Here is a 15,578-nt window from a genome sequence, read left to right as displayed (position 1 = left end):
AGACAAAAAAATGAAAAAGAACCTGCTTGCAATTATCATTTTGGCTTTACTTTTAGTTAACACAGGTATGACAGGCTTTATGATGCTGACGGTCATGACCACCAACAATCAGGCAGTTGCACTTATCGGAGATATTGCAGCCGCTCTTCAGATTGAGGCTAACGGTGGTGAAAACGGTCAGGGATTTTCGGGATCGGCTACAGGTAATGTGGATATTGCAAATGTTGCATCATATTCCATTGCTGATATGACTATCACTCTTAAAGAGGACGGAAGCGGAAAAGCACATTACATGCTTACAACCATCGTTCTTTCGATGGATAAATCCAATGAGGATTACAATACCTATGGTACGGATGAAGCAATTGCAACCTATCAGGATATGATCAAGTCCAAGATTACGACCGTTATCGGTGCGTATACACTTGATGAAATCAGACAGCATGAGGATGAAGCTAAAGCTACTCTTCTGGAGCAGATACAGGAACTTTTCGGATCCGGCTTTATCTATGATGTAAGCTTTTCGGGAACCGTATATCAGTAATATATATAGTCTTTATTTTGGGGAGTATGAAAAGAGTTTGTTATGAAAGTACTTTGTTACTGTAAAAGTGAGGTGATCTACGCTTGAGTGAAGTATTATCACAGAATGAGATAGATAATCTACTCGCGGCTCTAAATACCGGTGAACTCGACGTGGATCAGATGTCCGCTGCGGATGAGAAGAAAGTCAAGGATTACGACTTTAAACGACCGGCGAAGTTCTCTAAGGAACACCTGAGAACCCTCGAGATGATCTATGAACATTATGGAAGATTGTTATCAACAACACTTCCGCTTTATCTTAGAAAAAATGTGCAGGTTTCGGTGGCAAACTCCGAGACCGTAACATATTCGGAGTTTAGTAACGCACTGAGTAACCCTGTAATTTTGGGAATTATAAATTTCTTACCTTTGCAGGGAACCATTATTCTTGAGCTTCAGGCCAATATCGGTTTTGCCTTTATAGACAGAATGCTCGGAGGAGAGGGCGTCGGACTTGATAAGACAAGGCCCTTTACCGATATTGAGATGCCGCTTATTGAGAAGCTGATAACCATATGTATGCAGCTTATGGTTGAACCGTGGGAGAACGTTCTTGCGATAAATCCTATCATGGAGAGGATTGAAACCAATCCGCAGTTTGCACAGGTTATTTCACCTACTGATATGATCGCGATCGTGACACTTAATATCAAGATCGGTGATGTCGAGGGACTGATGAATATCTGTCTTCCGTACTTCACGCTTGAGAGTGTTATGGATAAGCTGAATACGAAGTTCTGGTTTTCAACCATGCAGAAGCATGATGATGATACTTACGGTGAACATCTCGAGTCTCTTGTCAGACATGTCGATGTTCCGGTTAAGGCCATATTGGGGAAATGTAACGTATCGGTCAGCGATTTTGTTCAGCTCCAGAGGGGCGATATAATTCGACTTGATAATCAGGTTAATAGCGAATTACAGGTATATGTCGGTGATATTTATAAGTTCACTGCAATGCCCGGAACAGCTAAAGATAAGTACGCCGTCAAGATAACGTCGGTAATTAGAGAGGAGGAAGAGTAGCAGCATGGATGGAATGCTTTCACAGGAAGAAATAAATGCACTGCTCGCCGGTATGGATTCAGGAGGTGGTGATGCCGGTGGCGGAGATGCTCCCGCTGCTGATGCGGGCGGAGATGCTCCTGCTGCAGATGCTCCTTCAGGCGGTGGCGGTGGTTTCGTTGCCGGAGAAATTGATGAGAGTCTTCTGAATGATGAGGAAAAGGATGCGATAGGTGAAGTTGCCAATATCAGTATGGGATCTTCAGCTACAACGCTTTATTCCCTTGTTAATCAGAAGGTTAATATCACTACGCCTCAGGTAGAGCTTGCTAACTGGAATACAGTTTTAAATAATTATGAGAAACCCTGTGTATTTATTCAGATTAAGTACACGGTTGGTCTTGAGGGTACTAATATCCTTATCCTCAAGGAGCATGATGTTATGGTTATCACCGATCTTATGATGGGTGGTGACGGAACAAATACTGAGGGCGAGGTAGGGGAACTTCAGCTTTCAGCTATTTCCGAGGCTATGAACCAGATGATGGGTGCTGCGGCAACATCACTTTCTACCATGATTGGTCAGAAAGTCGATATCAGTCCGCCGGAGGCTACCCTGCTCGATATGATCGATGATGATCCAAGTGAGATTTCCGAGTTCCTGACAGGAACCTTCTGCCGCGTTACATTTAAACTGCAGATCGGTGAACTCGTGGATTCGACCCTTATGCAATTGTATCCTATAGATTTTGCTAAGAGCCTTAAGGATACTATCAGTACCGAAGCACCTGCTGAAGAAGCTGCTCCGGCACCGGCGCCTGCTCCGGCAGCTGCACCCGATATGGGTATGGCACCGGATATGGGCATGGGCGCTGCTGCACCGCAGGGAATGCCTGCAATGGATCCTTCAATGATGCAGGGAATGCAGCCCCAGATGGGTATGCCTATGATGCCTATGGGTATGCCTATGATGCAGCCTCAGATGATGGGAGCAAATGTTCAGCCTGCTCAGTTCCAGAGCTTTGCGGGTGGTGGCCCCATGATGGCAGCCGGAGAGAATATCGGCCTTATCAAGGATGTTCCGCTTGAGGTTACAGTTGAACTTGGTCGTACAGCTAAGGCAATTTCCGATATCCTTGATTTCGCACCGGGTACCATCATAGAGCTTGAAAAGGTTGCCGGTGAACCTGTAGATGTCCTTGTTAACGGTAAGTTTGTTGCAAAGGGCGAGGTTGTAGTAATCGAGGAAAGCTTCGGCGTACGTGTAACAGAAATAGTTCAGTAATTTTCTGAAAGGTCATAAAAATGAGAGTTTCATCGGTGGCGCAGCTGATTACTGTTCTTATATTATTTTTTCTGGTCCTGGCTGCGACCTATTATGTAACAAAATGGATTGCGAAATATCAGAAGCAATCCACCTTCACATCAAATATGGAGGTAATGGAGACCTGTAGGATTTCAACTACAAAATATCTTCAGATTGTGAGGGTTGTTAATAAGTATCTGGTAATTTCTGTAAGTAAAGATTCGGTCACTCTTCTGACCGAGCTTTCGGAGGATGAGTATGAACCGCCGGCAGTAAGGGGTTCAGAACCTGTTGATTTTGCCAAGGAATTTGATAAAGTTTTAGAGCGGTTTAAGAAGAAGTAAAAGGTATGAAGAATTTTCGGGGAGTATTTGATTTAAAGCCATTATTGAGGAAAGGCATTTCTTTGTTATGCCTTTCTTTCGTTATGGCTTTTTGTATTTTTAACAGTGGGTCTGTGACTATATATGCATCAACCTCTTACATAGATGATACGCATCCTACAGATCCGACTGTTGACAGGGAGACTAATCTTACGGGGACGGACGGAGAAAGGACGAATATAACTGAGCCGGGTTCCGCTAAGGATGCAGACGACCTTAAAGAACTCAATATCGCAAATACTGTCACTGTAACCTATGATAACGGAAACGGGACTATAAACGGTGCGCTTCGTATCCTTATTACCCTGACACTTATCTCGCTGGCACCGCTTCTTCTTATCATGATGACCTGTTTCACCAGAATCATCATAGTGCTTCATTTTACGAGAACGGCTATTGCCACGCAGACATCACCGCCCAACCAGGTTCTCCTCGGACTTGCTCTTTTTCTTACATTTTTCATTATGCAGCCGACTCTTAAGGAGGTGTATGACACTGCAGTTGTTCCTTTTGACAAGGGCGAAATAGAGCAGCAGGAATTCTTTGACACGGCAATGATTCCTTTCAGGAATTTTATGTATGGACAGACTCAGACGAAGGATGTTCGACTTTTCATGGAGATTGATGACATTGAATGGGATGGGGAGCTGGACAGTATTCCCAATGCGGTTTTGGTTCCTAGTTTCCTTATCAGTGAGCTTAGGACAGCTTTTATTATCGGCTTTTTGATATATATTCCATTCATAGTAATAGATATGGTTGTATCGTCGGTACTTATGAGTATGGGTATGATGATGCTGCCGCCGACAACTATTTCCATGCCGTTCAAGATTCTTCTGTTTGTTCTTGCGGATGGCTGGAATCTGATAATCGGAAGCCTTGTGAAGACGTTCTATTAAGGAGGTAACTATGACAGTAGATGATGTAACTGCCATCATGAGTAACGGTTTATTCATGGTTATAAAAATAGCGGTGCCGGTTCTTCTGGTATCCCTCATAGTTGGTCTCTCTGTTTCGATTTTCCAGACTGTTACGTCCATTCAGGATCAGACTCTGACATTTGTGCCAAAGATAATTATTACTTTTTTGGCGCTTATGCTTCTCGGAAACTGGATGCTTACTGAGTTGTCCAACTATGTAGTAAAAATTTGGTCTGATTTTTCTCTGTACATTCATTAGCGGAGGATGATGACTTGATAGATTTCACATTCACCTATGGTGACCTTGAGATATTTTTGCTAATACTTGTGAGGGTGACAATGTTTGTTTATATTGCGCCCTTTTTTAGTATGAATAATACACCGCACCGGGTAAAAATCTGTTTTTCGGTATTCCTGTCTTTTCTTTTATATGGCCTTGCACCTGTGAATACCCTCGAATATAGCACGGTATTAGGCTACACCATAATTGTTCTGAAAGAGTTCTTTACCGGACTTATAATAGGTTACTCGGCACAGATATGTACTTTGATAGCTTCACTTGCAGGACAGGTTGCCGATATGCAGGTCGGACTTTCGATGGTACAGGTAATGAGCCCTAATTCAAGAGAGCAGGTTCCTGTTTCGGCAGGTCTTTATCAGTATTCATTTCTTGCTATGATGCTTGTGAGCGGTTTGTACAGATACTTTGTTTCGGCTCTTGCGGATTCATTTTTGCTGATACCGGTTAATGGAGCGATATTCAATTCGGATAAGCTTCTTAACTCAATGATAAAGTTTTTGAGTGCGTATATGATCATCGGTTTTCGCATATGTCTTCCGATTTTTATTGTCACATTCATGATGAACGTTATTTTGGGTGTGCTCGCAAGAGTTGCACCTCAGATGAACATGTTTGCTGTTGGTATGCAGCTCAAGCTTATCGTTGGACTGCTTATTATGTATATAACCAGTACGTTGCTTTACAATGCGTCGGATTTCATATTTTCCAATATGCGACAAATGATCACGGAGTTTATAAATGACCTTATGTGAGGAGTTTGGACAACTTAATAATGGCCTTATGATCTCTTATGATTTGCAGTTTTTTGCGGATGGTCCCGGCGGTGAAAAAACCGAGGAACCCACAGCCAAAAAGCTGCAGGATGCGAGAAACGAAGGACAGGTTGCTAACAGCCGAGAGGTTGGAAATGCGGCAGGTCTTCTTGCGCTTTTTATTATGATCAGACTTCTTTACGGATATATGGGGAATAATTTTTCGGGGATGTTCAAGTATGTATATACTCAGATTCCGGACATTATAATAATGCATTCCGGAAATACTCCGTTTCAGAATATTACAGCAGTGATGAAACATGCGGTAATTATCATGTTTCTTACGGCACTGCCTTTTTTTGCTGCAGCTCTTCTTATCGGACTTGTGTCTAATGTTGCTCAGGTTGGATGGAAGGTGACAAGTAAGCCTCTTCAGCCCAAACTCAGTAAACTTAATCCGATAAATGGTTTTAAGAAGATTTTTTCTTCGAGATCTTTATTTGAGCTTTTTAAATCAATTGCCAAAATAGCCATAATAAGCTTTGTTGTATATAACTATTTTACAGGTGTCACAGCGTCGCTTTTTACACTCTATGATATGCCTTTGAAACAGGCCATTGGTCTTATGGGATCGATGGTTATCGATGTTGGAATAAGGATTGCTGCGATTTATGTAATTATCGCGGCGGCAGATGTTGTCTTCCAGCGAAGGAAATTCAAGAAAGATATGAGAATGACCAAGCAGGAAGTAAAAGATGAATACAAGAATACAGAAGGAGATCCTCAGATCAAAGGACAGCAGCGTCGCCGAATGATGCAGGCTTCACAGCGTCGAATGATGCAGGAGCTTCCCCAGGCAGATGTTGTCATCACAAACCCTACTCATTATGCTGTTGCGATTTCTTATGATGCTGATCTTTACGATGCGCCTAAGGTTGTAGCAAAGGGTGAGGATTATCTGGCTCAGAGAATCAAAGATGTTGCCAAGGAACATGGCATAGAAATAGTTGAAAATAAGCCTCTTGCCCGTATGCTTTATGCAAATGTGGAAGTCGGAGAGTTTGTCCCGCCGGAGCTGTATCAGGCAGTTGCTGAGGTTCTGGCATTTGTATATCACCTGCAAGGAAAAGTGTAATTACTTAGCGAGGTATTTTCGAGCTTAGTAATTACCTTGTTCTGGCGAGCGATAGCGATGTGCAGATCACCTGACGAGGTTTTTTCGAGTCTGGTGAGATGTCATACAGAGTAGAGCAGAACTTCCTCTAAACTTGTGTCCCATTTTTCTCTTGAACACAATATATGGTATGCGCTATACTAATTATGTATAATTATGAAAAAATGGGGAAAGGGGGATAATCATGAATTCAGGCTTGCTTGAAACAATAAGAAAGCGTGCTTTTGATTATGGAGTAGCGCTTTATTTTGTTGCAGCTATTATGATGCTCATTATCCCTATTCCTACGTGGCTGATGGATACGCTTCTGGCGATGGATTTGTCACTTTCTTTTGTGATACTTTTTACAGCCATGTTTTCCAAGGAAGTACTGGATATGTCATTCTTCCCGACTATCCTTTTGTTCACCACAATTTTCCGTATTGCACTTAACGTATCATCTACGCGTCTTATACTCACTGGAGGAGATGCCGGAAGGGTTATTGAGGTATTCGGATCTTTCGTAGGAGCCGGAGATCTTATCATTGGTGCGATTGTGTACGGAATGCTTATTCTTGTTCAGTTCATGGTTATCAACAAAGGTTCTGAGCGTGTCGCTGAAGTATCGGCTCGATTCACACTGGATGCTATGCCCGGTAAACAGATGGCTATTGATGCCGATCTTAACACGGGAGCTATCACAGATCAGGAAGCAAAAGAGAGACGTGAGAAGATCCAGAATGAAGCGAGTTTCTTCGGAGCAATGGACGGTGCTACGAAGTATGTAAAAGGAGACTCGGTTGCAGGACTTATTATCACCATAATAAATATTGTCGGTGGTATCCTGATGGGGGTACTCAGGCAGGGGATGCCTGTAACGGATGCACTTGATAAATATTCCATCCTTACAATGGGTGACGGACTTGTAAGTTCCATACCTTCACTTCTTGTGTCGCTAAGCACAGGTATTCTTGTTACAAAAGGCGGCAAGGAAGCAGACTTTGGACCTGCTCTTATTGGGCAGCTCTTTTCCATGTCCAAAACATTGTATCTGGTTGGCGGAGTAGTGGCTGCTTTGGGCGTATTTACACCGCTTCCTAATATTTTATATATACCGCTCGGAGGTCTTATAGCGGGACTGGGTTTCCTTATGGACAGAGAGTCAAAAATCGGACAGACTGAGGAAGAGGTTATGGCTGAAGAAGAACAGCAGGCAGAGGAGATCAGACAGCCTGAAAATGTTACAAGCCTTCTTCAGGTTGATCCTATTGAGCTTGAATTTGGATACGGGATTATCCCGCTTGCTGATGTAAATCAGGGCGGTGACCTTCTCGACCGAGTTGTTATGATACGTAGACAGATTGCACTGGAACTTGGTACCGTGGTTCCGATTATTCGCCTGCGCGATAATATTCAGCTTAATCCCAACCAATATATCATTAAGATTAAGGGAATTCAGGTGAGCGACGGTGAGATTCTGTTTGACCACTACATGGCGATGAATCCCGGGAATGTCGAGGAGGAGATAACGGGTATTCCTACATTTGAGCCTTCCTTCCATTTACCGGCAACCTGGATAACGGAGAGTCAGAGAGAGCGTGCGGAATCACTGGGGTATACTGTAGTTGATCCGCCTTCAATAATTGCAACTCATCTGACGGAGGTTATCAGAAACCATATTGCAGAGCTTCTCACAAGACAGGATGTTCAGAATCTTGTTAACAATCTTCAGGAGAATAACCCTGCACTGGTAGATGAACTTGTACCTAAGCTTATGAGCCTTGGTGAGATCGAGAAGGTTCTTCAGAATCTGCTCTCGGAGGGTATTTCCATAAGAGATCTTGTTACAATTTTTGAGACACTGGCTGATTATGCGCCGTCTACTCACGATAGCGATATCCTGACTGAGTATGTAAGGCAAAGCCTCAGAAGAGCGATTTCCAACAAGTATTTCTATCCGGGTGAAACAACAAGTGTCATAACTCTTGATCCTAAGATAGAACAGGAGATAATGCAATCTGTTAAGCAGACAGAAACAGGCGCATATCTTACACTTGATCCCACCAGAACCAAGGCAATACTCAAGTCTGTCGGTGAGCAGGCTAAAAAGCTTGAGGATGCCGGAATGATACCCATTATCATGACATCACCGATAGTTCGAATGTACTTTAAGAAGATGACGGAAGATTATTATAAGGACCTTATTGTTCTTTCATACAACGAAGTTGAACCTAATGTAGAAATGCAGTCTGTAGGAATGGTAGCGGCATAATATGATTATTAAAAAATTTACCGGAAAAACTGAATCGGATGCTACAGAAATTGCAAAGAAAGAGCTGGGAGACAACATTGTAATAATGAATGTCAGACCGGTTAAAAAGAGTGGCTTTTTTTCTATTTTTGCTCCCTCAAAAATAGAGGTTACGGTAGCGCTTGAAGATGAACCATCGAAGATAACGAGGTCTGTTAAGCCTACAAAGGATACTAAGACAGTAAGACCAAGTAAACCTGTATCGATGGCAGACAAACTGTTAAAGGCCCAGGCAGAGGGAGAGATTCCTCCGCTAAAAGTGTCTTCAGCTTCTCAGCCCCCTGCAACGCAGAAACGTGAGCCGATAAAGGAGCATGTCTTGCAGGAGGAGAGCAGTGCAATCGAGGAAAAACTGGATAGTCTTCATAACCTTCTTGAGCAAAATCTCAAAAACGAGAAGGATGATGTGAAAACTGACCTGTATTCTGAGGAACAGTCGGATATACGTGAGGAAAAGAACACTGTATCGGAAGAGACGCTCTCATTTGTCCGTGTATTATACAATACTCTGATAGAAAATGAGGTTGATGAGATTTATGCAAATCAGCTTACCGATGAGGTTGAAAAGGTAAGTAAACCCAATATTCCGATGGAATATGTTCTTGCCAATGTTTATCAGAAAATGGTACTTAAATTTGGACCGGCCAGCAGAATCAAGGAGAGCCAGGATGGCCCGATAGCTGAGATTTTCATAGGTCCCACCGGCGTAGGTAAGACTACAACAATTGCGAAACTGGCTTCGGATCTATGCATAAACAGAAAGAAGAAGGTAGCACTGTTGACAGTTGATACCTACAGAATTGCTGCCGCTGAGCAGCTTCGTACTTATGCGACCATTATGGATATACCCTTCAGAGTTATTTATTCTGTTGAAGAGATGAAGCAGGCAGCTGAGGATTTCAAGGATTATGATTACCTCATGGTTGATACGGCAGGCCACAGCCTTCATAACGAAGAGCAGAAGATGACAATGATAGGTTTTATAAATGCACTTGAAGAATGCGTAGAAACCGAAAACTATCTCGTACTTTCCGCAACAACCAAATACAGGGATCTTATTGAGATAGCTGACGGATATTCGGAGCTCGTGAAATATAAACTGATTTTCACCAAGATGGACGAGACAAGCTCAGCCGGAAATCTGTACAATATACATATGCACACGGGGGCACCTATGTCATATATAACTAACGGGCAGAACGTTCCGAGCGATATTGCCGTCTTTGATGCACAGAGAAGTGTTAAGGGGCTTCTTGGCGGAAAATAGTAGATGATTTTTGCATATTTTGATAGAATAGAAACAGGATTATTTTTATGGATCAGGCACAACAGCTAAGAGAAATTATAAAAGCAGAACATGCCCCACAGAGACCCCTCGCCAGAATCATAACGGTTACGAGCGGTAAGGGAGGCGTAGGAAAATCAAATGTTTCAATAAATCTGGCGATACAGTTTAGAAGAATGGGACAGAGAGTCATCATTCTTGACGCGGATTTCGGTCTTGCCAATATAGAGATTATGTTTGGAACCGTGCCCAAACATAATCTTAGCGATTTGATTTACCAGCATAAGAATATAAAGGACATTATTACCTGGGGGCCCGAAGGAGTCGGATTTATATCCGGAGGATCGGGAATCTCGGGTATGTATAATCTGGAAAGAAAATACCTGGTTGATATTATCGTTAATCTTGCTGAGCTCGATGCTATTGCAGATACAATAATAATTGACACCGGTGCGGGTATTTCGAGTGCAGTTATGGAGTTCCTCGTAGCAAGTGGAGAAATAATACTTGTTACCACTCCGGAACCCACATCGATAACGGATTCGTATTCTCTGCTTAAGGCATTAAACCAGCAGGAGAGATTTTCCAGAGACAATACGATGATTAAAGTTGTTTCCAACAGGGTTAATTCCGCAGAGGAGGGACAACAGTTATTTAATAAATTAAATGCTGTAGTTGCCAGATATTTAAAGCTTCCGCTTACATATCTGGGAGCTATTCCACAGGATCAGATGTTGGCTCGCGGTGTTATGCAGCAATCACCGGTTTCAATACAGTATCCTAATTCAAAGTCAGCCAAATCTTTTGAAAAGATTGCAGCTGATCTTGTGAAGAAAACGGAGAGTGAAAAATATAAGCCAAGGGGTATGGCAGCGTTTTTTTCACATATTATTACAGGTCGCAAATTGAACTCGGTGAAAAATACCGGAGACAAAGCATCCGGTCAATAAATAAAAGGTAAGAGGGGTACCTGTATGCTTGCGGACTATATTGCGCCAGGCAACAAAATTGAACTGAAGGCCATCGGGAAGGTCTGGATGGACGATGACAGCCGCACGAAGAAAATTCACCTAAGCAAGATTACCGATGTTTTGTCGGAGGACAGAATTGAAGTACTCATGCCGATGGACAAGGGGAAGTTGGTATTACTTCCCGTGGACGGTGAATACAGTTTGTGCTTTTACAGCTCAAGGGGACTGTTCCAGTGTTATGGAAGAATCATAGACAGATATCGAAGTAACAATGTCTATATTCTGGTCCTTGATCTTCTGAGCAACCTTCAGAGGTTACAGAGAAGAGAATACTACAGATTTAGTTGTGCGTTGGAACTGAGGTCGAGGATATTCTCTGAGGAGGAAGTGGAAGCTATAAGACGAAATTGGGGACTTCTGCTTGGGACGAATAAGCCTCTTCAGCGAAGTGTAATAGTGGATATCAGCGGCGGTGGTTTACGATTTGTCGCTAATTTCCAATATGAAGAGGGCAGTACGATTTACTGTTCATATCGCTTACCCGGAAACATTAATAATGTGGAGTACGAGATGGTGTGCACCGTACTTCGGGTACAGGAACTCGAAAACAGGCCGGGACTGTATGAGCACCGCATACAGTACAGCTACATTGACGAAACTTCCAGAGAAGATATCATACATTTTATCTTTGAGGAAGAACGAAAAATTAGAAAGAAGCAAAACTAAATGTCGAAAAAAATTTTATTAGTTGATGACTCTGCACTCATGAGAACCGTACTTAGTGATATAGTTAATTCAGATTCAAGATTTCAGGTTGTAGATAAGGCTAAAGACGGAGTTGAAGCCCTTGAGTTGCTGAAGAAAAATTCATATGATGCATGTATTCTTGATATCAACATGCCTCGCATGGACGGAATTACGTTACTCAAGGAGATTAACAAAAATAAAATAAGGGTGAAAGTTATGATGTGTTCCACAGATACTAAGGAAGGGGCGAAGGTTACCCTCGACTGTTTGGAACTCGGCGCCCTTGATTTTATTCACAAACCGGATCGCGCCTCGGATTGCCGCGGCGATGATTTCACTACGACGCTTACAAGAACTCTCGCAGCAGTTTGCGATTCAAAAGCGCCGGTTAGTGCGAAGGCTTTTTCAATTGATGAAATCAAAGCCTCTCGCAAGATGGTGGATATTGTCGCTAAGCATGCAGACAAGGTCACAGGTAATCGTATCGTTGCGATTGCAAGTTCTACGGGTGGGCCTCGTGCGCTTCAGGCGGTTATTCCCAAACTTCCCAAAAATCTTAAAACACCGGTTGTACTTGTACAGCACATGCCGGAAGGCTTTACAGCATCCCTTGCTGAGAGACTTAATTCCTTATCTGAGGTTACGGTTAAGGAAGCAGCCGAAGGAGATGTTCTTCAGGCCGGCACCGTCTATATCGCGAGAGGCGGAAAGCATATGCATGTATTGACCTCCGGTGGAAAGCACACCATTCACTATGTGGACGGTCCCACAAGAGAAGGTGTAAGACCATGTGCAAACTTTATGTATGAGTCACTTATGGATTCCGATTACGACTCAATTTGTTGCGTGGTACTCACCGGAATGGGTGCTGACGGTACTGAGGGAATTAAAAATCTGAAATCGGTTAAGAAGGTACATGTCATTGGTCAGGATGAAGCATCCTGCACAGTTTATGGCATGCCTAAGGCATTGGCAACAGCTGGTCTCGTTAATCAGGTCGTTACGCTTGATGACGTAGCCCAGGAAATCATTATGAACGTAGGTGTTCGATGACTAGCTTTTCCTGATTTCTGACGCCTGCGTGAGGGTTTTCTTATGGAGGTAAAGGGATTATGGATGTTTCTCAGTATCTAGGCGTCTTTCTCGACGAAGCAAAGGAGCATCTGCAAACACTGAATGACAGCATCATGCAGTTGGAGCAGGATCCGGAGAACGAGGATTGTATTAATGAAATTTTCCGTTCTGCGCATTCCATGAAAGGAATGGCAGGTACCATGGGTTATAAGAACATGCAGAATCTTACCCATGATATGGAAGATGTATTTTCTGATGTGCGTAACGGCACACTCAAAATCGATTCAAGCATGATCGACACTTTGTTCCAGTGTCTGGATGCAATACAGGCTTATGTGGATAATATCACAGAGTCACAGGACGAAGGAACTGAGGAAAATGCTAATATTATCAAGGCTTTGGCTGATATCAGAGCCGGAGCATCAGGCGGAGGAGCAGCACCCGCAGCGCCCGCAGCAGAAGCGGCACCTGCAGCAGAAGCAGCACCTGCAGCAGCGCCCGCAGCAGGAGGACCTGCACCCGATGCTGATCCTACAAAGGACTACAGAGCTATAAAGATTGATCCTGACACCAAGGGCAATTTGGAAGATATGAAGGGTCAGGGCAAAAAGCTTTATGGCCTTAATGTTAAGATACAGGAGAGCTGCATTCTTAAGGCAGCCAGAGCATTCCTCGTATTTAAGGGAATTGAGGAGATCGGTGAGCTTGTTGTTTCCGAGCCTTCTACCCAGGATATTGAGGATGAAAAGTTTGAATTCAATTTTAGTCTAATCATTTCTACAGACGAAGAAGATAAGGAAAAAATCAAAGAAATAGTAAAGAGCGTTTCTGAAATTGAGGACTGCGAGATAGGTGATTATGATCCTAATGCAGCAGCCAGCACGGAGGAAGCAGCACCCGCAGCAGGAGCACCTGCAGCCGCAGCAGCACCTGCACCCGCAGCAGCTGCTCCTGCAGCACCAGCCGCGCCTGCAGCTAAGCCTGCAGAGAAGGCACCGGCTAAGGATGCCGGAGGCAAGAAGCCTGTTGGTAAGCCTGTTGTTAACCGCACAGTTCGTGTTGATATCGATAAACTGGATGTCCTCATGAACCTGGTAAGTGAGCTTATCATTGCGAAGAACTCTTTGATATCTGCAGCAAATTCAGCAGGAATTGTAAGTGGCAATGTAAACGAGCAGATAGAATATCTGGAAAGCGTTACTACCAATCTTCATGAATCTGTCATGAAAGTTCGAATGGTACCTATCGAGAGCGTACTCCAGAAATTCCCTCGTATGATTCGAGATCTTAATAAGCAGCTTGGCAAGACAATGGAACTGACCATGACCGGTGAAGATACTGAAATGGACAGAACCGTGGTTGATGAAATCGGTGATCCTCTGATGCACTTGTTGCGTAACAGTGCCGATCACGGTATTGAGTCCGCAGAACTTCGTGCCGAGAGAGGAAAGACCGAAGAAGGTCATATTTTCCTGCATGCGTTCCAGGATGGTAACAGCGTAGTTATCGAAGTTGGTGACGATGGTAACGGTATTGATGCTGAAATAGTTAAGAACAAAGCTATTGAGAAAGGTATCGTAACACCTGAGGAAGCAGCTTCACTTACAGAGCAGCAGTGCGTGGATTTCCTTTTCCATCCCGGATTCTCCACAGCAAAGCAGGTTACTGAAGTATCAGGACGTGGCGTAGGTCTTGACGTTGTTAAGTCAAAGATTGAGTCCCTATCCGGTGAAGTAAGTGTTAAGACAAAGCTTGGAGAAGGAAGTACCTGGCAGATCAGACTGCCTCTGACACTTGCTATCATTCAGGCTCTGATGGTTGTAGTTGGCGGTGAGAAATATGCAATTCCGCTTGATTCAATTCAGAGTATTGAGGACGTTGCTCCGACCGACATTAAAACAGTTGAGAATAAGGAGGTTATTAATCTTCGCGGAAGTGTAACTCCTATTATTCGTGTAAGCAGAGCTCTTGAAACAGAGAGCACGAAGAATGAGGATGAAGATCTTGTTGTTGTTATCACAAGAAAAGGTGATCAGCAGTTTGGTCTTGTAATTGATGAACTCATGGGACAGCAGGAAATTGTTATCAAGCCTCTTGGCAGATACATGAATAAGTGCCGTATGATAAGTGGCGCAACAATACTTGGTGATGGCGAGATAGCTCTGATCCTGGATACAAATCAGTTAGCATAAAAGTAATCACTTAGCGAGGTTTTTTCGAGCTTAGTGTACTACTTTGTTCTGGCGAGCAAAGCGAGAGCAGAACTTCCGATTGAAGAAAGGATAATATTATGAATGAATTAAGAGATACTCAGGATGTCGGCGAACTGATTCAGTATATTATCATCAGGCTTGGCGACGAACAGTATGGAATAGATATCAAATATATTGATAACATTGTACGTATGCAGCAGATCACAAGGGTTCCACAGGTAGCGCATTACCTTAAGGGCGTTATCAACATTCGTGGTGTCATTGTTCCTGTAATGAGCCTCAGACTCAAGATGGATATGGAACCGGATGAGATAACGGACAAGAGCAGAATAATCATTCTTAAGGCTGAGGAAGATACTCTTATTGGAATTATTGTAGATCAGGTTAATCAGGTTCTTACTCTTGGAAGTAAGAGTATTGAGAAGGTAACCTACAGTGCCGATAAGGGCAAAAAGCTTAACAGTTTCATAAGCGGTGTTGGAAAATATGAAGGTGGGCTTGTCTCCATTCTTGATCTTGGAATGGTAGAGATGGAAGATGACAAGGCTAAGGCTTAAGAGTATTTGAAGGAG

General features: G+C 43.2%; 15 protein-coding genes. All 15 read left to right on the top strand.

Annotated features, from left to right (window positions below; all coding sequences use genetic code 11):
- Positions 1-10 precede the first annotated feature (10 nt).
- The 15 genes from BLR42_RS09430 (at position 11) to BLR42_RS09360 (ending at position 15,563) form a co-directional block, all read left to right on the top strand.
- On the top strand, positions 11-544 hold the full coding sequence (locus tag BLR42_RS09430) for a flagellar basal body-associated FliL family protein (RefSeq protein ID WP_022760160.1): 534 nt from the start codon (positions 11-13) through the stop codon (positions 542-544).
- Between the two features lie 83 nt (positions 545-627).
- Positions 628-1,611, top strand: a complete 984-nt coding sequence (fliM, locus tag BLR42_RS09425; protein ID WP_026497399.1) for a flagellar motor switch protein FliM — start codon at positions 628-630, stop codon at positions 1,609-1,611.
- 4 nt (positions 1,612-1,615) lie between these two features.
- Positions 1,616-2,875, top strand: a complete 1,260-nt coding sequence (gene fliY, locus BLR42_RS09420; protein WP_091868514.1) for a flagellar motor switch phosphatase FliY — start codon at positions 1,616-1,618, stop codon at positions 2,873-2,875.
- Positions 2,876-2,895: 20 nt separating this feature from the next.
- The gene (locus BLR42_RS09415; protein WP_022760157.1) at positions 2,896-3,240 is read left to right on the top strand and encodes a flagellar biosynthetic protein FliO; all 345 of its coding nucleotides are present in this window, start codon (positions 2,896-2,898) and stop codon (positions 3,238-3,240) included.
- A 113-nt stretch (positions 3,241-3,353) separates the two neighbouring features.
- On the top strand, positions 3,354-4,178 hold the full coding sequence (gene fliP / locus BLR42_RS09410) for a flagellar type III secretion system pore protein FliP (protein ID WP_242879290.1): 825 nt from the start codon (positions 3,354-3,356) through the stop codon (positions 4,176-4,178).
- Positions 4,179-4,188: 10 nt separating this feature from the next.
- Entirely contained in the window at positions 4,189-4,458 is a 270-nt protein-coding gene (fliQ, locus tag BLR42_RS09405) for a flagellar biosynthesis protein FliQ (protein ID WP_022760155.1), read from the top strand.
- Positions 4,459-4,472: 14 nt separating this feature from the next.
- On the top strand, positions 4,473-5,252 hold the full coding sequence (locus BLR42_RS09400) for a flagellar biosynthetic protein FliR (protein ID WP_091868510.1): 780 nt from the start codon (positions 4,473-4,475) through the stop codon (positions 5,250-5,252).
- Positions 5,239-6,387 (top strand): flagellar biosynthesis protein FlhB, encoded by a 1,149-nt coding sequence (flhB, locus tag BLR42_RS09395; protein ID WP_022760153.1) that lies wholly within the window; start codon positions 5,239-5,241, stop codon positions 6,385-6,387. The genes BLR42_RS09400 and flhB overlap by 14 nt, the downstream gene beginning before the upstream one ends.
- Before the next feature lie 223 nt (positions 6,388-6,610).
- Entirely contained in the window at positions 6,611-8,677 is a 2,067-nt protein-coding gene (flhA, locus tag BLR42_RS09390; RefSeq protein WP_091868508.1) for a flagellar biosynthesis protein FlhA, read from the top strand.
- A 1-nt stretch (position 8,678) separates the two neighbouring features.
- Positions 8,679-9,983, top strand: coding sequence for a flagellar biosynthesis protein FlhF (gene flhF / locus BLR42_RS09385; protein WP_091868506.1), 1,305 nt, complete (start codon positions 8,679-8,681; stop codon positions 9,981-9,983).
- A gap of 47 nt (positions 9,984-10,030) precedes the next feature.
- A complete protein-coding gene (locus BLR42_RS09380) occupies positions 10,031-10,951 on the top strand; it encodes a MinD/ParA family protein (protein ID WP_091868504.1) in 921 nt (306 codons plus the stop codon).
- A 24-nt stretch (positions 10,952-10,975) separates the two neighbouring features.
- Positions 10,976-11,698 carry a flagellar brake protein gene (locus BLR42_RS09375; protein WP_022760149.1) on the top strand — a complete coding sequence of 241 codons (723 nt, stop codon included), beginning with the start codon at positions 10,976-10,978 and terminating at the stop codon, positions 11,696-11,698.
- Positions 11,699-12,772, top strand: a complete 1,074-nt coding sequence (locus BLR42_RS09370) for a protein-glutamate methylesterase/protein-glutamine glutaminase (protein WP_022760148.1) — start codon at positions 11,699-11,701, stop codon at positions 12,770-12,772.
- Between the two features lie 59 nt (positions 12,773-12,831).
- Positions 12,832-14,985: a chemotaxis protein CheA gene (locus BLR42_RS09365; protein WP_091868502.1), complete on the top strand. Its 2,154-nt coding sequence runs from the start codon at positions 12,832-12,834 to the stop codon at positions 14,983-14,985.
- A 98-nt stretch (positions 14,986-15,083) separates the two neighbouring features.
- Positions 15,084-15,563 (top strand): chemotaxis protein CheW, encoded by a 480-nt coding sequence (locus BLR42_RS09360; protein WP_022760146.1) that lies wholly within the window; start codon positions 15,084-15,086, stop codon positions 15,561-15,563.
- The last annotated feature ends 15 nt before the right edge of the window (positions 15,564-15,578 follow it).

The sequence above is a fragment of the Butyrivibrio sp. INlla16 genome (assembly GCF_900104155.1).
GTDB lineage: Bacteria > Bacillota > Clostridia > Lachnospirales > Lachnospiraceae > Butyrivibrio.
The sequence above is the reverse complement of the archived record's forward strand: the minus strand, read 5'-3'. Positions and strand labels throughout refer to the sequence as shown.